We start from the raw sequence: 18,753 nt of genomic DNA on the forward strand, positions 1-18,753 counted from the left end.
CGCCGACTGGCCCTCGCCATCCTGCGCCAGGACACCGCCAAGGGCTCCCTGCACACCAAGCGACAGCTCGCCGGATGGGATGACGACTTCCTCGCCGACCTCATCACCCAAATGCGATAGCCCTGCCGCAAGGGGGAGGGGAAAGCGCGCCGCTCAGACCCCGCGCGCGATCTCCAGTTCCCGCACGATCGCGTCGCCCATCTGCGCCGTGCTGATCGTCGCCTGACCCTCGCTGGCGATGTCGCGGGTGCGGGCGCCGGAGGCGAGCGCCTTGGTGATCGCGCCCTCCACGAGGTCGGCGGCCTCGCCCAGCCCGAACGAGTAGCGCAGGCACATGGCGAGCGAGCCGATCATCGCGATCGGGTTCGCATAACCCTTGCCGGCGATGTCCGGGGCCGAGCCGTGGACCGGCTCGTAGAGCGCCTTGCGGGTGCCGCGGGCATCGACCGCGCCGAGGGAGGCCGAGGGCAGCATCCCGAGCGAGCCGGTCAGCATCGCGGCGACATCCGAGAGCACGTCGCCGAACAGGTTGTCGGTCACGAGCACGTCGAACTGCTTCGGGCGCCGCACGAGCTGCATGGCGCAGTTGTCGGCCAGCACGTGCTCCAGTTCCACCTCGGCGTAATGCTCGGCATGGACCTTGGTGACGACCTCCTTCCACAGGACGCCGGTCTTCATCACGTTGTTCTTCTCGGCCGAGGCCACCCGGCCCGAGCGCTTGCGGGCCAGATCGAAGGCGACGTGGGCGATCCGCTCGATCTCGGCCGTGGTGTAGACCTGGGTGTCGACGGCGCGCTTCGAGCCGTCGGGGAGCGTGGTGATCTCCTTCGGCTCGCCGAAATAGACGCCGCCGGTGAGTTCGCGCACGATCATGATGTCGAGGCCCTCGACCAGCTCGCGCTTGAGCGCCGAGGCCTCGGCGAGCGCCGGGTAGCAGATCGCCGGGCGGAGGTTCGCGAACAGGCCGAGATCCTTGCGCAGGCGTAAGAGGCCGGCCTCGGGGCGCAGATCGTAGGCGATGCCGTTCCATTTCGGGCCGCCGACCGCGCCGAGCAGGATCGCGTCCGCGGCGTCGGCCCGGGCCAGGGTCTCGTCGGAGAGCGGCTTGCCGTGGGCGTCGATGGCGGAGCCGCCGACATGGCCGTGCTCGGTCTCGAACGAGGCCAGGCCCGCACGTCCCAACCACGCCACCACCTTCTCGACCTCGGCCATCACCTCGGGGCCGATGCCGTCGCCGGGCAGGAGCAGGAGCTTGTAGGGGGACATGAAGGCCTCGGGTCCGGTTGGCAGGATGCCCCGCGCCTTATCGGTGCGGCGATGCCGCGGCAAGTCGCGCCGGTGAGAGGGCGGCGTTGCCGGCTCGCGGCCCCATCCCCCGCCGTCATTCCGGGGCGCCGTAGGCGAACCCGGAATCCACCCGTGATGCGACGCTGTACGGACCGTCGCGGCCAGTCGTGGATTTCGGGTTCCGCTTCGCGGCCCCGGAATGACGGGGGTGGTGGACGGTCCGTCGTCCTTACCCGGCGAAAATCGCCGCGATCTCGTCCGGACCCAGAATCCGATACGCCCCCGCCGCCAGATCCTCTGGCAGCGCCAACCCGCCGACCCGGTCGCGGTGGAGCGCATCGACGTGGTTGCCCATGGCGGCGAACATCCGGCGGACCTGATGGTAGCGGCCCTCGTGCAGCGTCACCGTGCAGTGGATGGAATCTTGCGCTTCCATCTCGACCGGCAGCAGCGGCCGGTCCTCGCCCTCCAGCATCAGTTCGCCGGACGAAAGAATCGCCGCCTCGTCGCCCTGGAGCGGGCGGGCGAGGCTCACCCGGTAACGCTTGGCGACCTTGGCCTTCGGGGCGATGATCCGGTGTAGCAGGGCGCCGTCGTCGGTGAGCAGCAGGAGGCCGGAGGTTTCCTTGTCGAGGCGGCCCACCGTCGAGAGCGCCGGGTCGCGGCGGCGCCAGCGCTCGGGCAGCAGGCTGTAGACCAGCGGTCCCGCTTCCTTGTGCGAGCAGGTGACGCCCAGCGGCTTGTGCAGCATCAGGCACAGGCCCGGCAGCGGATCGAGCGGCTCGCCCATGACCGTCATGCGGGCGGGCAGGTCGGGATCGAGCGGGATGCGGGCGGAGGCGTCGATGAGCGGGGCGCCGTCGCGCAGGATGCGGCGGGCGCGGGCCAGCCCCTCGATTTCGCGACGCGAGCCGTAGCCGAGGTTGGCCAGCAGCCGGTCGAGGCGCAGGGCCTTCATTTGCGGGCCTCGAACAGCTTGTAGCCGCCTTCCGTCACGGTCAGGTTCACGGTCTTGAAGGCTGCGCGCAACGGCGCCTCGTAGGGCAGGTGGGCGTTGGCCACGAGATGGAGCGTGCCGCCGTTGCGCAAAGCCGCCGCCGCACGACTGATGAACGCCTTGCCGAGTGCCTGATCCTCGGCCCCGCCGTCGTGGAAGGGCGGGTTGGTGACGACGAAGTCGAGGCCGGTCAGCGCCGGCTCGGCGCCGCGCAGGTCGGCCCAATGCGCGCTCGCGCAGGCCTCGCCGACATTGCGCCGGGCCATCTCGATCGCCCGGCGGTCGATGTCGATCATGGCGAGCGACTTCACCTTTTCGGAGTGCAGCACCGCGCGTGAGAGGATGCCGAGGCCGCAGCCGAGATCGGCGCCCTTGCCCGACAGCGCGGGCAGGTGGCGCAGCAGCAGCGCCGTGCCGGGATCGAGCCGGTCCCAGGAGAAGATGCCGGGCTGGGTGCACAGGCCGAGATTGTCGATGTGGCGCGGGCGCCCGGCCTGGATCGCCTCGTCGAGGCCGGCCGGGTCGGCCGGACGCGTCACACTGCAGATGCGGTGATGGCGCTTGGCCTCCTCGGTGATCGCGCAACTGAGACTGCGCAGTTCCTTGGCGAGCCGGGTGCCGCCCTTGTCCTTGGGCGCCAGCACGGTGAGCCGCCCGCCGGGCTTCAGCGCCTTGAGTGCGAGTGCCAGGACGTAGCGGCGCTCGACCGTGCCGGGGGGCGCGAGCAGCACCGCCGTGTCCAGGCTGTCGGGGGCGATGTCCTCGAGCCGCGCCGAGCCGGGAATCAGCGGCGAGACCTGCGCGGCGCCCTCCGGCACGGCGACGAGTTCCGGAAGGGGCAGGCCGTGGACGATGGCGTCAGGGGCGGACATGGATTCGCATCATCTGGCTCTGGTTTTTTTGCGCTTTCCATCCTCCCACCCCCGCCCTCATCCTGAGGTGCGGAGCGAAGCGCAGCCTCGAAGGAGGGCTCCAGGGATCGCTGAGACTTCTGGAGCCCTCCTTCGAGGCTGCTTCGCAGCACCTCAGGATGAGGGGAATGGGTGGGGGAGGGGGATCGAAAAAAAGGAAAAATCAACCCGTGGGGAATTCCAGGCCCATCTCGCGGTAGCGGGCGGGGTCGTCGGCCCAGTTCTCGCGGACCTTCACGTGCAGGAACAGGTGGACCTTGGCCTCGGCGACTTCCGAGATCTCGATGCGCGCGGCCTGACCGATCGCCTTGATGGTCTGGCCGTTCTTGCCGAGCACGATCGAGCGCTGGCTCTCGCGCTCGACGAAGATGGTCTGCTCGATGCGCACCGAGCCGTCGGGCCGGGCCTGCCACTGGTCGGTCTCGACGGTGGAGCGGTAGGGCAACTCCTCGTGCAGCCGGTCATAGATCTTTTCCCGCGTGATCTCGGCCGCCAGCATGCGCAGGGGCGCGTCCGAGACCTGATCCTCGGGGTAGAGCCAGGGGGAGGGCGGCATCCGCTGGGCCAGGGCCTCGCGCAGGCGCGCGATGCCGTCGCCCTTGAGCGCCGAGATCATGAAGGTGTCCTCGAACGGCACCTGCTCGTTGAGCTTGGCGGCGAGTTCCAGCAGGCGCTCGCGGGGAATCAGGTCGATCTTGTTCAGGATCAGGATCTTGGGCCGTTTCACCTCGGGCAGGCGGCGGATGATGGTCTCGACCTCCTCGTCCACGCCCTTGCGGGCATCGACCAGCAGACAGACCGCGTCGGCGTCGGCGGCGCCGCTCCAGGCCGAATGCACCATCGCCCGGTCGAGGCGGCGCTTCGGAGCGAAGATGCCGGGGGTGTCCACGAGGATGATCTGGGCGGCGCCCTCCATGACGATGCCGCGCACGAGCGCCCGCGTCGTCTGCACCTTGCGCGAGACGATCGAGACCTTGGCGCCGACGAGCGCGTTCAGCAGCGTCGACTTGCCCGCGTTCGGCACGCCGATCAGCGCGACGAAGCCGGCGCGTGTCTCTTCCTGATGCTCGGGTGCGTCGTCCACGTCCTCAGCCATGGGTGTTGTCCTGTTCCTGGGTGCCGCCGATGCCCTCGCGGGCCAGCACGGCGCGGGCGGCCTCCTGCTCGGCCACGCGCTTGGAACTGCCCTCGCCGAAGCCCGGCTCGATGCCGTCGACCCGCACGGCGATGCGGAAGACCGGGGCGTGGTCGGGGCCGGAGCGGTCCACCACCTCGTAGAGCGGGATCGGCAGGCTGCGCGCCATCGCCCATTCCTGCAACGACGATTTGGCGTCGCGCCCGCGCGGGGCGCCGGTGACCTCGCCGGGGCGGAAGGCCGCCTGCACGATCGCCTTGGTGGCCGCGTAGCCGGCGTCGAGGAAGACCGCGCCGAGGATCGCCTCGCAGACGTCGGCGAGAATCGTCTGGTTGCGCCGTCCGCCGGTCTGGACCTCGCCGGGGCCGAGATTGAGATGGGGCCCGACCTCCCAGGCCTCGGCCACCGCCGCGCAGGTCTCCCGCCGCACGAGGCCGGCCAGCCGCCGCGACAGCTCGCCCTCCTCGGCCTCGGGGAAGGCGGCGTAGAGGCTCTCGGCGATGGCGAGGCCCAGCACGCGGTCGCCCAGGAATTCGAGGCGCTGGTAGCTGCCGACCCGGCCGGTATGGCCGGCCTTGCTGACATGGGTCAGGGCCAGCGGCAGCAGCGTGGTATCCGAAAAGGTGTGGCCGATGCGGGCTTCGAGCACGTCGAGGCCCGGCCGCGGCCGCTGCGCGCGCCGGGCACGGCTGGAGCGCGGGGCGCCCTCGTCGGGCGCGCTCAACGCCGCTCGCCCGCCGGAGCGGGGGTCTGTATCGGTGCCGCGGTCACGGTGGGGAAGGTAGCGTCTAGTGGATCGTCGTGAAGAGGCGGTTCCAGCGGACATCCGCGGGCCAGCGCCAGAGCTGCCACGCGGGCGTGCGCTCGTCGATCGAGAAGAAGATCATCTCGGCCCGGCCGACGAAGTTCTCGAACGGCACGTAGCCGACGCTGGAGAGATCGCGCGAATCGGTCGAGTTGTCGCGGTTGTCGCCCATCATGAAATAGTGCCCCTCGGGCACCGTGTAGACGGTGGTGTTGTCCCAGAAGCCGCGGTCGCCGTCGCGCTCGATCACCTTGTGGGTCACGCCGCCGGGCAGCGTCTCCATGTACTGCGCGACCTTCACGGTCTGGTCGAAGGCGTCGAGGGTCTCGTAGTCGGCGATGCGCTCGCGCTTGACCGGCTTGCCGTTGATGTTGAGCACGCCCTCGATCATCTGGATCTTGTCACCGGGCAGGCCGATGACGCGCTTGATGTAGTCGGTGGCGTTGTCCTTGGGCAGCTTGAACACGGCGATGTCGCCGCGCTTCGGATCGGCCGCCCAGATCCGCCCATGCGCCTCGAACGGCAGGTACTCCGACAGCGGCAGGGAGTATTTCGAGTAGCCGTAGGTGTATTTCGACACGAACAGGTAGTCGCCGATCAGCAGCGTCGGGATCAGCGAGCCCGAGGGGATGTTGAACGGCTGGAACAGGAGCGTGCGCACCACGAGCGCGATCAGCAGCGCCTGGACGCCGACCTTCACGGTCTCGCGGATGCTCTCCCAGGTGCCGGGTTCCGCCGCCCGGATCTCCGATTTGCTGTCGCGATCCACGCGTGCGGGTTCCATGGTTCGTTGCCTTCGCAGCCCTCGACGCCGATGCCGGTCTGTAAGACCGGCCATCGCACCGTCGTTCTGCTGGGCCGGGGGTCTAGACCATGCGCGGCCCGCCCGCAACGCGAGGATAAGCCGGCTCAGCCCTGTATTCAGTTCAGGGCTTGGCCGCCGGGACCGCCTCGATGATCACGAAGGCTTGCGCCAGGGGCGGTTCGTCGGTGAGCGTGATGTGCAGCCGCGCCTCGTGGCCGTCCGGCACCATGCGCGACAGGTGTTCCTGCGCACCCCCCGTCAGCCGCAGGGTCGGCTTCCCGCCGGGGAGGTTCACCACCTCCATGTCGCGCCAGAACACCCCCTGGCCGATGCCGGTGCCGAGCGCCTTGGCGCAGGCCTCCTTGGCGGCGAAGCGCCGGGCATAGGACGGCGCGCGCGCCGCCCGCCGGTCGCACTTCGCCCGCTCGCCCTCGGTGAAGACCCGGTGGGTGAAACGCTCGCCGTACTTTTCCAGCGAGTTCTCGATCCGGCGGATGTCGCAGAGATCGGTGCCGATGCCGAGGATCATTTTTTTCTGACCTACCGCCGCGCCCGGTCCATCGCCGCGCGCATGTCGTGCACCGCCTGCCGCAGCCCGACGAAAATCGCCTCGGCGATCAGCGCGTGGCCGATGTTCAGTTCGCGCAACTGCGGCACGGCGGCGACGGGGCCGACGCTGTCGAGCGTCAGCCCGTGGCCGGCATGGATCTCGAGGCCGAGCCCGGCGCCGTGGGCGCTCGCGCGCACGATCCGGTCGAGTTCGTGCGCTACGCGCGCGGTATCGCCCGCCACGGCGGCCTCGCAATAGCTGCCGGTGTGCAGCTCGACCACGGGCGCCCCGAGCGCGTGGGCCGCCTCCATCACCGCCTCGTCGGGCTCGACGAACAGCGAGACGCGGATGCCGGCTTCCGTGAGGGTCGCGATGCGCGGCGCCAGATGGTCGCGCCCGCCGATAATGTCGAGCCCGCCCTCGGTGGTGCGCTCCTCGCGCTTCTCCGGCACGAGGCAGGCGGCGTGGGGCCGGGTGTGGAGCGCGATGCCGACCATCTCGTCGGTCGCGGCCATTTCGAGGTTCAGCGGCACCGGCAATACCTTCAGGGCGGCGATGTCGGCATCCCGAATGTGGCGGCGATCCTCGCGCAGATGCGCGGTGATGCCGTCGGCGCCCGCTGCCACGGCCTCTTGGGCGGCGCGCACCGGATCGGGCATGGACCCGCCGCGGGCGTTGCGGACGGTGGCGACGTGATCGATGTTCACGCCCAGGCGCAGGGACGACACGGCTTCTCTTGCCCGTTCGAAAAGGGTGGGGCCGCCGGTTTAGCGCCTGCCGCCGGGGGTTGGAAGCGGCCCCGGCGCGGGGTTTTAGCGCGGTGGGTGCGGTTGCGCGGGCGGCGGAAGTGCCCAGATTGAGGCGCGGCCGTTCCGGCCGGTTGGCGAAGCAATCGAGCGCGCATGCACGGCACGTTGTCCCGGCCGGATTCCCCGTCGCCCCGGCCGGCCGCCTCCCGGCTGCCGCTGACCCTGCGCTTGGCTTTGCGCGAACTGCGCGGCGGGCTCTCGGGCTTTCGCGTCTTCATCGCCTGCATCGCGCTGGGCGTGGCGGCGATCAGCGGCGTCACCTCGATCGCCGCCTCGCTCTCGGGCGGGCTCGGGCGCGAGGGCCGACGGATACTCGGCGGCGACCTCACCTATTCGCTCGTCAACCGCGAGGCGACCCCGGTCGAGCGCGCGGCGCTCGCCGAGCGGGGCCCGCTCTCCGAGGTCGCGACGCTGCGGGCCATGGCGGTGGCGAGCGACGGCGCGGCACTGGTCGAGCTGAAGGCCGTCGATGCCGCCTATCCGGCGGTCGGCACGCTCGAGACCGATCCGCCAAAACCCTTGCCCGAACTGCTCTCCGAGCGCGACGGCGTCTACGGCGCGGTCGCCGATCCGGCGCTGCTGACCCGCCTCGATCTCAAGCCCGGCGACCGGGTGACGCTCGGCGGCTTCCCCGTCCAGATCCGCGCCGCGCTGGTCTCCGAGCCAGACAAGATCGCAGCCGGCGTCGGCTTCGGCCCGCGGCTGATGATCTCGCTGGCGGCATTGCGCACGACCGGCCTGATCCAGCCCGGCAGCCTCAACCAGTGGAGCTACCGCCTCCAACTCCCCGGCCTCGACGACGCGCAACTGACCGCGACCGACGCCGCAATCCAGAAGGCGCTGCCTGAGGCCGGCTTCCAGATGCGGGCGCGCACCAACGCCGATCCGCGCTTCGCCAAGGGCATCGAGCGCTTCACCCAGTTCCTGACGCTGGTCGGGCTCACCGCCCTCATCGTCGGCGGCGTCGGCGTGGCGAACGCCGTGCGGGCCTTCGTCGATGGACGGCGCGGCGCCATCGCGACCTTGAAGAGCGTCGGTGCGCCGGGCTCGCAGGTGGTCGGCCTCTACCTCGTGCAGGTGATGCTGATCGCCTCGCTCAGCACCGTGCTCGGCCTCATGCTCGGCGCCGCCCTGCCGTTCCTCCTCGACTTCGCCCTGCGCGACCAGCTTCCGCTGCCGCTCGATCCCGAGATCGCGCCCGGCCGCCTCGCGCTCGCCGCCGCCTACGGGTTGCTCACCGCGCTCGCCTTCGCGATCCTGCCCTTGGGCCGCGCCCACGACGTGCCGGTGGCGAGCCTGTTTCGCGACGGGGTCGATCCCGAGCGGCGCCGGCCCCGCACCCGCTACCTCGTCGGCCTGGCGCTCGCGCTCCTGGCGCTCGCGGGCCTTGCCCTCGTCACCGCCTTCGACCGCAAGGTCGCGCTCTACTTCATGCTCGCCGCGGGCCTCGCCTTCGGCGGGCTTCGCCTCGTCGCCTCAGGCATCATGGCGCTCGCCGCCCGCCTGCCGCGCCCGCGCGCCATGGCGCCGCGGATGGCGCTGGCCAACCTCTACCGCCCCGGTGCGCTCACCCCCGCCGTCGTGCTGTCTCTCGGCCTCGGCACGACACTCTTGGTGACGCTCGGCGCCATCGACGCCAACATCACCCGCGCGTTGGAGAGTTCGCTGCCGGGCCGCGCCCCGAGCCTGTTCTTCCTCGACGTGCCGTCCCGCGATGCCGAGGCCTTCTCGGCCTTCCTGGGCTCGAAGGCGCCGGACGCCAAGATCGAGCGGGTGCCGATGATGCGCGGCCGCATCACCGCGCTCAACGGCGTGCCCGCCGCCCAGATCAAGCCGCCGGAGGACGCCGCCTGGATCCTCGACGGCGACCGCGGCATCACCTACGCCGAGATCCTGCCCGAGGGCTCGCGCATCCTCGACGGCAAATGGTGGAACGCGGAAGAAGCGCGTCAGCCGCTGGTCTCGTTCGAGTCCGACGCCGCCCACGCGCTCGGCCTCACCGTCGGCTCCAGCGTCACCGTCAACGTGCTCGGCCGCGCCATCACCGCGAAGGTCGCCAATCTCCGCAAGGTCGAGTGGCGCTCCCTCGGCATCAACTTTGTGATGGTCTTCTCCCCCGGCACGTTTCGCGGGGCGCCGCATGCGGACCTCGCCACCCTGACGCTGCCGAACGGCCCCGAGCCCAAGCTGGAGGCCGAGATCGTCCGCGATGCCGCAAAAGCCTTCCCCTCCGTCACCAGCGTGCGGGTGAAGGACGCGCTGGATGCGGTCAACGACCTCGTCCACAAGCTGACGCTCGCGATCCGCGGCGCCAGCGTGGTGGCGATCCTGACGAGCCTCTTGGTGCTGGCTGGCGCGCTCGCCGCCGGCCACCGGGCCCGGCTCTACGACGCCGTCGTGCTCAAAGTGCTCGGCGCGACGCGCAAACGGCTTCTCCTGGCCTATATCCTCGAATACGGTGCGCTGGGTGCCGCCACCGCGGCCTTCGGAATCGTCGCCGGGACGCTGGCCGGCTGGGGCATCGTCGCGCGGGTGATGCGGCTCGACTTCCGGCCCGATCCCGCGGGCGCCCTGATGGTGGCGGCCATCGCCGTCGCCTTCGCGGTGATCGTGGGGCTGGCCGGCACGTGGCGCATCCTCGGCCAGAAGCCGGCACCCTATCTGCGCCAGTTTTGAATTATGTCTCGCCAACGACGCAAGACGAGCTTTAATCCCCGTCCTTGGTTAAAAACTTTCGCGCGCAGAACGACTTGAAATCCGACGCGGAAGCTTCAGCACCCTCTTGTCTGTGACTGTGCGAGCGAACATATTCCGCCATGAGGCGCGCCCGACGCGCCGGGGTTCGCGCGTGGACCTCGTATCGATCCCGCGCCGGGAGCTTCCAAGGGAAACTTTCATGGCATTCGACAACAGCCCGTTCCGCTACGGTGCTCAGCCGCAGGGATACGCCGGCTCCCAGGTCGAGATCGACCAGGGCCTGCGCAGCTTCATGCTGGGCGTCTACAACAACATGGTCATCGGCCTCGGGATCTCCGGTCTCGTGGCTCTGGCGCTCAACATGGCCGCCGTCGCGCAGACCGGCACCGGCCGCGTCGCGCTCACGCCGTTCGGCCAGTTCCTCTACACCAGCCCGTTCAAGTGGGTGCTGATGCTGGCGCCGCTCGCCTTCATCTTCGTCTTCTCGTTCCGGATGGACCGGATGTCGGCCGCCTCGGCGCGGACGATGTTCTGGGCCTTCGCGGCGGTGATGGGCGCCTCCATGTCCACCCTGCTGCTCGTGTTCACGGGCGCCAGCGTGGTGCGGGTGTTCTTCATCACGGCGGCGACCTTCGGCGCGCTCAGCCTCTACGGCTACACGACGAAGCGTAGCCTGTCGGGTATGGGCACGTTCCTGATGATGGGCGTGATCGGCCTCGTGATCGCCTCGCTGGTGAACATCTTCCTGGCGTCCTCCGCGCTGCAGTTCGCGATCTCGGCGCTCGGCGTCCTGATCTTCGCGGGCCTCACCGCCTACGACACGCAGAAGCTCAAGGAGATGTTTCTCTACAGCGGCCTCGACGCCGAGGGCGCGGCCAAGATGTCCATCAACGGCGCCCTGACGCTGTACCTGGACTTCATCAACATGTTCCAGTTCCTGCTCTCGCTCCTCGGCGACCGCCGCTAAGCGACACGCAAGACCGAGACGCGGAAGAGCCCCGGCCGAAAGGCCGGGGCTTTTTCGTTGCCGGGGCCGTCTCCCACTCTTGAACCGCCCGTCATTCCGGGGCTCGCCGAAGGCGAGAACCCGGAATCCACGACTGGCCGCGACGGCCCGATTGCGACCGGGCACCGCGCATCACGGGTGGATTCCGGGTTCCGCTGCGCGGCCCCGGAATGACGGGGGTGGGTCATTCGACGCATCGGCGAATCTCACCCCGCCATCGCCCGCTCCAATTCGGAAAACACCCGCGGTTCGCCGCATTGGCCGACGTTGAAGCGCAGGAAGTCGCCCGCGCCCTGGCTCAGCGAGAACACGTTGCCCGGCGCCAGCACGACGCCGCGGGCCAGCGCCCGGCGGGAGATGTCGGCGGCATCGAGCCCCGCGGGCAGGCGCGCCCACAGGAACATGCCGCCCGTCGGCACGAACGGCACGGTGAGCCCGGCTTGCCCCAATCGTTGCACCACCCGGCCGCGCTGGTCTGCGAGCCGCGTGCGCAGTGCATCAAGGTGATGACGGTAGCTGCCCTCGGCGAGGAAGCGATGGATCGTCGCCGCTGCGAGGTGCCCGTCGCTGAGCGAGACCGCGAGCTTGAGATCGACCAGCCGCTCCACCCAGTCGCCGCGGAGCGCCACGACGCCGGCCCGCACCCCGGTCGAGAGCGTCTTGGAGAAGCCGCCGACATGGATCACCCGGTCGAGTCCGTCGAAGCCCGCGAGCCGCGGCCCCGGCTCGACCTCGAAGTCGGCATAGGCGTCGTCCTCGACGATCAGCGTGCCGTGCACCTCGGCGAGCCGCAGGATGCGGTGGACCACCATCGGGGTCAGCGTCGCGCCGGTCGGGTTGTGCAGGCCGGAATTGGTGACGTAGAGGCGCGGCTTGTGCTCCGCGAGCACCCGCTCGAACGCCGCAAGATCGGGTCCCTCCGGCCCGAACGGCACGCCGACCATCCGCAGGCGGTGGGCGCGGGCGAGCGCCTGGAAGCTGAAATAACAGGGATCGTCGAGGAGCACCGTGTCGCCGGGCTCTGTAAGGAAGCGGAGCGTCAGGTCGAGCGCCTGCGTGGTCGAATCGGTCAGCACGAGCTGGTCCGGGTGGGCGTGGATGCCCCGCTCGGTCAGCCGCCGCGCCATCAGCTGGCGGAGCGGCGCGTGGCCCTGCGGCGTGTCGTAGAACAGCACCGCCTCGCTGCGCCGCGCCACCTGCCGCAGCGCCCGGCGTAACGCTTCCTCGGGCAGCCAGTCGGGGGGAAGCCAGCCGCAGCCGGGTTTCAGGTGGTCGGGGCCCGCCTCCAGCGATTGCCGGGTGATCCAGACCGGGTCCACCGCCCGGTCGAGCCGGGGCCCGAGCGCGGACAGGGACAGCGGTTCGGCGCGGGCCGCGACGTAGAAGCCCGAGCCCGGTCGCGAGACGATCGCTCCTTGCGCCGCCAGCCGGTCGTAGGCTTCGACCACGGTCGATTTCGACACCGCCATGCTCTCGGCGAACGCCCGCACCGAGGGTAGGCGGGCGCCGGGCCCGAGCGCGCGGCTCTGGATGCGCGCCTCGATCGCCCGCATCACCGCCTCGACCCGGCTGAGGCCCGTCTCCCGCGGCAGCTCCGTCATGATCGATCCTCCGAACCGTACTGGCCGATGTCCCGGACAGTTCATCGGAATTGTACTGCAATCGTCCCTGTCGGGACAGAGCCGAGGGCGGCATATCGGGGCCACCTTCAGCCACCGACAGGAGAGACCCATGACCTTCACCGAAGACGTGTCCACGCAGCAGACCGGATCGCTCGCCTTCCTCGCCCGCCGCGTCCGCGACGCGGTGGTCCTCGCCGCCGGCGCTCTGCTTGCCCTGCCGCTGATCGTCCCGTTCGCGTGACCCGGCCCGGCGCCGCGGCGCTCGATGCGCGACCGGACGCGCGCCCGACCGGCGCGCTCCTCGACGGGCTGATCGGCGTGGCGATCTTCAGCGGCTCGCTCCCCGCGACGCGGCTCGCGCTCACCGGGTTCGACCCGCTGTTCCTCACATCGGCCCGCGGGGCGCTGGCCGGCCTCGCCTCCGCGGCCCTGCTCGCCACCGTGCGACCGCGGCTGCCGGAGCGGGGGGACATCGCCGCCTTCGGCGTGCTGTCGCTCTGCGTGGTGCTGGCCTTTCCGCTGCTAACGGCGTTCGCCCTGATGCGGGTCGAATCCGCCCACGCCATCGTTTTCATCGGCCTGCTGCCGCTCGCCACCGCCGGTTTCGGCGCGCTGCGGGCCGGCGAGCGCCCGTCGCGCCGGTTCTGGCTGTTCGCGTGCCTCGGCAGCGCCATCGTCGCCGGCTTCGCGCTGCGCGGCGGCGTCAGCCTGGAACCCGCCGATCTTCTGATGCTCGCCGCCATCGTGGCGGGCGGGCTCGGCTACGCCGAGGGCGGGCGCCTGTCGCGCCGGCTCGGCGGCTGGCCGGTGATCGCCTGGGCGAACGTCGCGGCGCTCCCCGTCACCCTGCCGCTGGCGTGGTGGCTCGCGCCGCCGACCTTCTCCGGGATTCCGGAGGCGGCCTGGGCCGGGCTCGGCTACGTCTCGCTGTTCTCCATGCTGATCGGCTTCGTGTTCTGGAACCGGGGGCTCGCCCGCGGCGGCATCGCGGCGGTGGGCCAGCTCCAGCTGCTCCAGCCCTTCCTCGGGCTGGCGCTCGCCGCGGGGCTGCTCGGCGAGCGGATCGAGCCCGCCATGGTGCTCGCGGCGCTTGCCGTGGTGGCCTGCGTCGCGGGGGCGCGCCGGGCGGCGTGACCCGCGCCGCTCACCCCCGCTTCAGGTCGCGCCCGCGGGTCTCCGGCAGCAGCAGCGCCGCCGCCGTGCCGACGAGGCTGAAGGCGGCCAGATAATAGGCCGGCATCATCCTGTCGCCGGTGGTCGAGATCAGCCAGTTGACGAGGTAGTTCGTCGAGCCGCCGAACACCGAGACCGACACCGCGTAGACGATCGACAGCCCGGCCGAGCGCACGGCCCGCGGGAGTGATTCCGGAATCGCCACGATGATCGCCGCCGCGTTGATCGAGGAGAGCGCCGAGAGCAGGAAGGTGACGGCGTAGACGGCGGGCGCGCCGGGCTCGCGCAGCAGCCACCAGAACGCCGGCACCGCCGCCACGAGGATCAGGGCGCGCGGCCAGATCAGCACCGGGCGCCGCCCGTAGCGGTCCGCGAGCCAGCCGCCGAGCAGCGGGAAGGCGACCGAGGCCAGTCCCAGCGCGATCGGCACCGCGTTGGCGGCGGTCTCCGACAGGCCGAGCGTTGCGCCAGCATAGACCGGCATGTTGGTGCCGATGGCGTTCGAGACGGTGGAGGCCGCGATCACCAGAAAGGTGAGGCCGAGCAGCCGGCCGTGCTCGCGCAGGAGCCGCATCACGACGGCGCCGGTCGAGGCGGCGGCCTCCGGGTCGTGATCGGCGCCCGCGGTCTCGGGGAGATGGCTGCGGATCACGAGGCCGACCGGCACGACGAGGAGGCCGAGGCCGAACATCACCCGCCAGCCCCAATCCGCCATGGCGGCGTCGCCGAGCGCCAGCGTCAGCCCGGTGGCGAACAGGCCGGCGAACAAAGCGGCGCAGCCCTGGCTGGCGATCTGCCAACTCGCGACGAAGCCGCGCTTTTCCGGCGGGGCGGCCTCGACCAGATAGGCGGTGGAGGGCCCGACCTCGCCGCCGAGCGCCAGCCCCTGGATCAGCCGCCCGGCGATCACGATCACCTGCGCCCATCCCCCGATCACGGCGGTGCCGGGGCAGGCCGCCAGCATCAGCATGCCGAGCGCCATCAGGCCGATGGTGAGCAGCATCGCGGGCTTGCGGCCGGCCCGGTCGGCAAATGAGCCGATCAGCACGCCGCCCACGGGGCGCATCACGTAGCCGATGCCGAAGAGCGCCAGCGAGGCGAGCAGGCTGTCGGTGGCGCTGCCGCCGGGGAAGAACGTCTCGCCGATCGCCTTGGCGAAGAAGGCGTAGATGGTGAAGTCGTAGAATTCGAGCGCGTTGCCCAGCACCACGGCGCCCACCGCCTTGCGGTCGAGGCGGGTTTCTTGCGCGGTGTCGTGGGTGGTCATGCCGTGTCCTGATCGTCGTGCCGGGCCGTTCAAGCCGCGGGGCGGCGGGCTGTTCCCGCAGGGCCGCCCCGCAGCTATGAGGGAGCCGGGGGGACGACGAGGCATTGGACGACGCCATGCAGGACGAATCCCGACACGATCGCGCGAGCGCCGAGCCCGGCCGCCGCGCCTTCCTCAAGACCAGCCTCGGCGCGGGCTTCGCGCTGGCCGTGCAGCCGGTCTCCGCCGCCACCGTCACGACGCCCAGCGACGGGCTGACCGTGGGCGAGGTGCGGGTGCCCTCGCTCGGCGTCGAGATCCCGGCCTACCGGGCGATGCCGGCCACCGGCGGGCCGTTCCCGATCATGCTCGTCGTGCAGGAGATCTTCGGGGTCCACGAGCACATCAAGGACGTGTGCCGGCGCTTCGCCAAGCTCGGCTACTACGCCATCGCCCCCGACCTGTTCGCCCGACAGGGCGACGCCACGAAGGCCGACATCGCGACGATCCGGACCCAGATCGTGCCGAAGGTGCCGGACGCGCAGGTGATGGACGACCTCGACGCCACGGTGGCGTTCGCGGGCTTGAGCGGTTCGGCCGACGTGAAGCGGCTCGGCATCACCGGCTTCTGCTGGGGCGGGCGCATCGTCTGGCTCTACGCCGCCCACACCAACACGCTGAAGGCGGGGGTCGCCTTCTACGGCATCCTCGGCGGCGCGGCCTCGCCCCCTTCCGAGCTGAAGCCGCGCAACCCCGTCGATGTCGCGGGCGACCTCCAGGCGCCGATCCTCGGCCTCTACGCCGGCAAGGACGACAACATCCCGATGCCGATCATCGAGCAGATGCAGAAGGGCCTGAAGGACGCCAACAGCTCCTCGCGGATCGAGGTGTTCGCCGACGCCCCCCACGGCTTCCACGCCGATTATCGCCCGACCTACCGCGAGGGTCCGGCGACCGAGGCGTGGGGCAAGGCGCTGGCGTGGTTCAAGGCGAACGGGGTGGGATAGGGCGCTTTCCCCTCCCCCTTGCGGGGAGGGGTCAGGGGTGGGGGTCGGGCAGAAGGCACCGCCTCCGCCTCATCCTGCACCACCCCCACCTCCTACCTCCTCCCCGCAAGGGGGAGGAGAGGCGCCTTGTTTTGCGGCTGTCGCGTTCACTGAACACGGTCATCCCATGCGCGTCTGCCGACGTGTTCACGCCGCCACCGGTACCGCCTCCCGCGGCCGCGTGCCGACGAACAACGCCATCATCGCCGCGGCCAGACACAAAAGCCCCGCCGAGACGAACGCCGAAAAATAATCGCCCGTGCCGGTGCGGACCGCGCCCGCGGCCCAGGCGGCGCTGGCCGCGCCGATCTGGTGGGCGGCGGCGATCCAGCCGAACATCAGCGCGGCGTTCTCCTCGCCGAAGACCTTGCCGGCGAGACTCACGGTCGGCGGCACGGTGGCGATCCAGTCGAGGCCGTAGAACACGGCGAACAGCGACAGGCCGTAGACGCTGAAGTCGAACGAGTAGGGCAGGAACATCAGCGAGAGCCCGCGCAGGCCGTAATACCACGCGAGCAGCCGGCGCGGGTCGTAACGGTCGGTGAGCCAGCCCGAGGCGGTGGTGCCGACGAGGTCGCACAGGCCCATGAGCGCCAGCACGCCCGCGGCCGTCACGGCCGGGATGCCGCGGTCGATGCAGGCCGGGATCAGGTGGGTGCCGATGAGCCCGTTGGTCGAGGCGCCGCAGATGAAGAAGGTGCCCGACAGCAGCCAGAAATCGCGCGAGCGCAGGCCCGTGGCGAGGCCCTGGAGCGCCCGCCGGGCCGGGTTGATCCCGCCCTTCGGGGCCGGCTGCACGGTCGTCTCGCCGAAGCGGGGCAGGCCGAGATCGGCCGGGCGGTCGCGCATCAGCCATGCCACCAGCGGGACGAGGGCGAGCGTGGACAGCGATACGGTGATCGCCACCATGCGCCAGCCCGGCCCCTCGGCGAGGTGGGCCAGCACCGGCAGGAACACGAGCTGCCCCGTGGCGGCGCTCGCGGTGAGCAGCCCGACCACGAGGCCGCGATGGCGCCCGAACCAGCGCGCCGCGACGGTGGCGCCCAGCACGTTGGCGACCATGCCGGTGCCCGCGCCGACGACGAGGCCCCACAGCAGCACCATCTGCCAGACCTCGCGCATCAGCACGGTGGCGGCGGTGCCGATGGCCAGTACGACAAGCGTGGTGCAGACCGAGCGGCGCAGGCCGAACCGCTCGATGATCGCCACCGCGAACGGCCCGATCATGCCGTAGAGGAAGATGTTGAGGGCGATTCCCCCGCTGATCGTCGCGGTGCTCCAGCCGAATTCGCGCTCCCACGGCACGATCAGCACGCCGGGCGTCGCCCGCACCCCCGCGCCGACCAAGAGGACGAGGAAGGTCACGCCCGCGACGATCCAAGCGTAATGCAGACGGGCGGAGGCTGGGGGTGAAAGCATGCCGGGCTCCGGGATGTGGGCCACGTTTACGAATTCGGGAAGCGAACGGGATCGCGCGCTCTCCTTCCCCTTGCGGGGAGGAGTTGGAGGTGGGGGTGGTTCAGGATGAGGCGGCGCGGTGCCTTCTGCCCGACCCCCACCCCCTACCCCCTCCCCGCAAGGAGGAGGGGACCCGCGCCGGACCCCGCACGGGCGTGCGTGTCCGAGACGCCGATCAGGCGTATTGCGCTTCGCCGTTGCCGAAGGACCAGTTCTCCTTGGGCACCTCGACGAGCTGGATCAGCACGTCCTCGCGCCGCAGCCCCAGCCGGTCGTGCAGCCCGTCGGCGACCGCCCGGTAGAACGCCTTCTTCAGCTCGACGCTGCGCCCGGCATTCAGCGTCACCTGGATCATCAGCGCGTCCGGGCCGCGCTCGATCCCGAGATAGGTCGGGTCGATCACGAGCCCGCCCGGCGCGTGCTCGGTGATGACCTGGAAGCGGTCGTTCTCCGGCACGTTCAGCGTCGTGCGCATGGCCTCGTAGACCACGTCGCCGACGCCGTGCCGGTATTCCGGCGGCTTGCCCCGGGGCAGGTCGATGCGAACGAGCGGCATGGTTTTTTTAGCTCCGGTCAGGGGGATTCGAGCCGGGCGAGCCGCCCGGCGAGGTCGGCGACGAGGGCCGGCGGCAGCGCGGTCTCGACGCGCGCCTGCGCCGCCTGCCACAGCGGCAGGGCGGCACCGAGCGCCGCGCGGCCCGCCTCGGTCAGCGCCGCGACGCGCTCGCGCTGGTCGGCGGCGTTGACGGACAGCCGTACGAGGCCGCGCCGCTCCAACGGGTCGAGGTTGCGGCCCATGGTTGAGCGGTCGAGCGCGGCCTCAAGCGCGAGCCGCGTCACGCCGACGGGCCCGAGCCGCTCAAGGATGCGCAGGATCGAGAACTGGGTGATCCGCAGGTCCACCGGCCGCAACGCCGCGTCGTAGGCGGCGGTGACCGCACGGGTGACGCGGCGCAGGTTCGCGCACAGGCAGGGCGAGTCGGCGGGCATGAAGCGGGTATATACCCTTTTATCGGTGCCGCAACCGGATCGCGGTGCGTGTCTTCGCTTGAAGCAAGTCGGCGTTTGCCGGCGTGCAGGGCATCACAACCCAACCACCGCTGTCATTCCGGGGCTCGCCGAAGGCGAGAACCCGGAATCCACCCGTGATGCGCGGCCCTACGAGGCGTCGCGGCCAGTCGTGGATTCCGGGTTCGCTTCGCGCCC

The 18,753-nt window shown here is 70.8% G+C and carries 18 protein-coding genes; 5 read left to right on the top strand and 13 right to left on the bottom strand.

Translation table 11 applies throughout. The features are described from left to right. Positions 1-153: 153 nt before the first annotated feature. The 8 genes from leuB to AAHG03_RS15920 form a co-directional block, all read right to left on the bottom strand. The gene (gene leuB / locus AAHG03_RS15885; protein WP_342151661.1) at positions 154-1,266 is read right to left on the bottom strand and encodes a 3-isopropylmalate dehydrogenase; all 1,113 of its coding nucleotides are present in this window, start codon (positions 1,264-1,266) and stop codon (positions 154-156) included. 250 nt (positions 1,267-1,516) lie between these two features. Continuing rightward, positions 1,517-2,245: a pseudouridine synthase gene (locus tag AAHG03_RS15890; RefSeq protein WP_342151662.1), complete on the bottom strand. Its 729-nt coding sequence runs from the start codon at positions 2,243-2,245 to the stop codon at positions 1,517-1,519. Then, complete coding sequence (locus AAHG03_RS15895) at positions 2,242-3,156, bottom strand: class I SAM-dependent methyltransferase (protein WP_342151663.1); 915 nt, start codon at positions 3,154-3,156, stop codon at positions 2,242-2,244. Before AAHG03_RS15895 ends, AAHG03_RS15890 begins: the two co-directional genes overlap by 4 nt. Before the next feature lie 202 nt (positions 3,157-3,358). Beyond that, positions 3,359-4,291 carry a GTPase Era gene (gene era, locus AAHG03_RS15900; protein WP_342151664.1) on the bottom strand — a complete coding sequence of 311 codons (933 nt, stop codon included), beginning with the start codon at positions 4,289-4,291 and terminating at the stop codon, positions 3,359-3,361. Next, complete coding sequence (rnc, locus tag AAHG03_RS15905) at positions 4,284-5,054, bottom strand: ribonuclease III (protein WP_342151665.1); 771 nt, start codon at positions 5,052-5,054, stop codon at positions 4,284-4,286. Before rnc ends, era begins: the two co-directional genes overlap by 8 nt. 64 nt (positions 5,055-5,118) lie before the next feature. Next, positions 5,119-5,919, bottom strand: a complete 801-nt coding sequence (gene lepB / locus AAHG03_RS15910; RefSeq protein WP_342151666.1) for a signal peptidase I — start codon at positions 5,917-5,919, stop codon at positions 5,119-5,121. 142 nt (positions 5,920-6,061) lie between these two features. Then, complete coding sequence (gene acpS, locus AAHG03_RS15915) at positions 6,062-6,469, bottom strand: holo-ACP synthase (protein ID WP_342151667.1); 408 nt, start codon at positions 6,467-6,469, stop codon at positions 6,062-6,064. Between the two features lie 11 nt (positions 6,470-6,480). After that, positions 6,481-7,218 carry a pyridoxine 5'-phosphate synthase gene (locus tag AAHG03_RS15920; RefSeq protein WP_342151668.1) on the bottom strand — a complete coding sequence of 246 codons (738 nt, stop codon included), beginning with the start codon at positions 7,216-7,218 and terminating at the stop codon, positions 6,481-6,483. Between the two features lie 174 nt (positions 7,219-7,392). Between AAHG03_RS15920 and AAHG03_RS15925 the strand changes: the two genes are divergently transcribed. Further along, entirely contained in the window at positions 7,393-9,975 is a 2,583-nt protein-coding gene (locus AAHG03_RS15925; RefSeq protein ID WP_342151669.1) for an ABC transporter permease, read from the top strand. A 220-nt stretch (positions 9,976-10,195) separates the two neighbouring features. Beyond that, positions 10,196-10,963: a Bax inhibitor-1/YccA family protein gene (locus AAHG03_RS15930; RefSeq protein ID WP_342151670.1), complete on the top strand. Its 768-nt coding sequence runs from the start codon at positions 10,196-10,198 to the stop codon at positions 10,961-10,963. Between the two features lie 245 nt (positions 10,964-11,208). Here the strand turns inward: AAHG03_RS15930 and AAHG03_RS15935 are convergent, their stop codons facing one another. Continuing rightward, positions 11,209-12,603, bottom strand: a complete 1,395-nt coding sequence (locus AAHG03_RS15935) for an aminotransferase-like domain-containing protein (RefSeq protein ID WP_342151671.1) — start codon at positions 12,601-12,603, stop codon at positions 11,209-11,211. A 130-nt stretch (positions 12,604-12,733) separates the two neighbouring features. Between AAHG03_RS15935 and AAHG03_RS15940 the strand changes: the two genes are divergently transcribed. After that, positions 12,734-12,865 (top strand): hypothetical protein, encoded by a 132-nt coding sequence (locus tag AAHG03_RS15940; RefSeq protein WP_342151672.1) that lies wholly within the window; start codon positions 12,734-12,736, stop codon positions 12,863-12,865. Next, positions 12,862-13,758: a DMT family transporter gene (locus AAHG03_RS15945; RefSeq protein ID WP_412759756.1), complete on the top strand. Its 897-nt coding sequence runs from the start codon at positions 12,862-12,864 to the stop codon at positions 13,756-13,758. The genes AAHG03_RS15940 and AAHG03_RS15945 overlap by 4 nt, the downstream gene beginning before the upstream one ends. Positions 13,759-13,768: 10 nt before the next feature. On the opposite strand, the gene AAHG03_RS15950 is transcribed toward AAHG03_RS15945, so the two are convergent. After that, positions 13,769-15,064, bottom strand: coding sequence for an MFS transporter (locus AAHG03_RS15950; protein WP_342151673.1), 1,296 nt, complete (start codon positions 15,062-15,064; stop codon positions 13,769-13,771). A 116-nt stretch (positions 15,065-15,180) separates the two neighbouring features. Between AAHG03_RS15950 and AAHG03_RS15955 the strand changes: the two genes are divergently transcribed. After that, a complete protein-coding gene (locus AAHG03_RS15955) occupies positions 15,181-16,050 on the top strand; it encodes a dienelactone hydrolase family protein (RefSeq protein ID WP_342151674.1) in 870 nt (289 codons plus the stop codon). Between the two features lie 186 nt (positions 16,051-16,236). Here the strand turns inward: AAHG03_RS15955 and AAHG03_RS15960 are convergent, their stop codons facing one another. From AAHG03_RS15960 to AAHG03_RS15970, 3 genes are all read right to left on the bottom strand, one after another. After that, complete coding sequence (locus tag AAHG03_RS15960; RefSeq protein WP_342151675.1) at positions 16,237-17,508, bottom strand: MFS transporter; 1,272 nt, start codon at positions 17,506-17,508, stop codon at positions 16,237-16,239. Positions 17,509-17,722: 214 nt separating this feature from the next. Continuing rightward, the gene (locus AAHG03_RS15965; RefSeq protein WP_342151676.1) at positions 17,723-18,103 is read right to left on the bottom strand and encodes a tautomerase family protein; all 381 of its coding nucleotides are present in this window, start codon (positions 18,101-18,103) and stop codon (positions 17,723-17,725) included. 17 nt (positions 18,104-18,120) lie between these two features. Beyond that, positions 18,121-18,537, bottom strand: a complete 417-nt coding sequence (locus AAHG03_RS15970) for a MarR family winged helix-turn-helix transcriptional regulator (RefSeq protein ID WP_342151677.1) — start codon at positions 18,535-18,537, stop codon at positions 18,121-18,123. Positions 18,538-18,753: the final 216 nt, after the last annotated feature.

It is taken from the genome of Methylorubrum subtropicum (genome assembly GCF_038442325.1).
Taxonomy (GTDB): Bacteria; Pseudomonadota; Alphaproteobacteria; order Rhizobiales; family Beijerinckiaceae; genus Methylobacterium; species Methylobacterium subtropicum.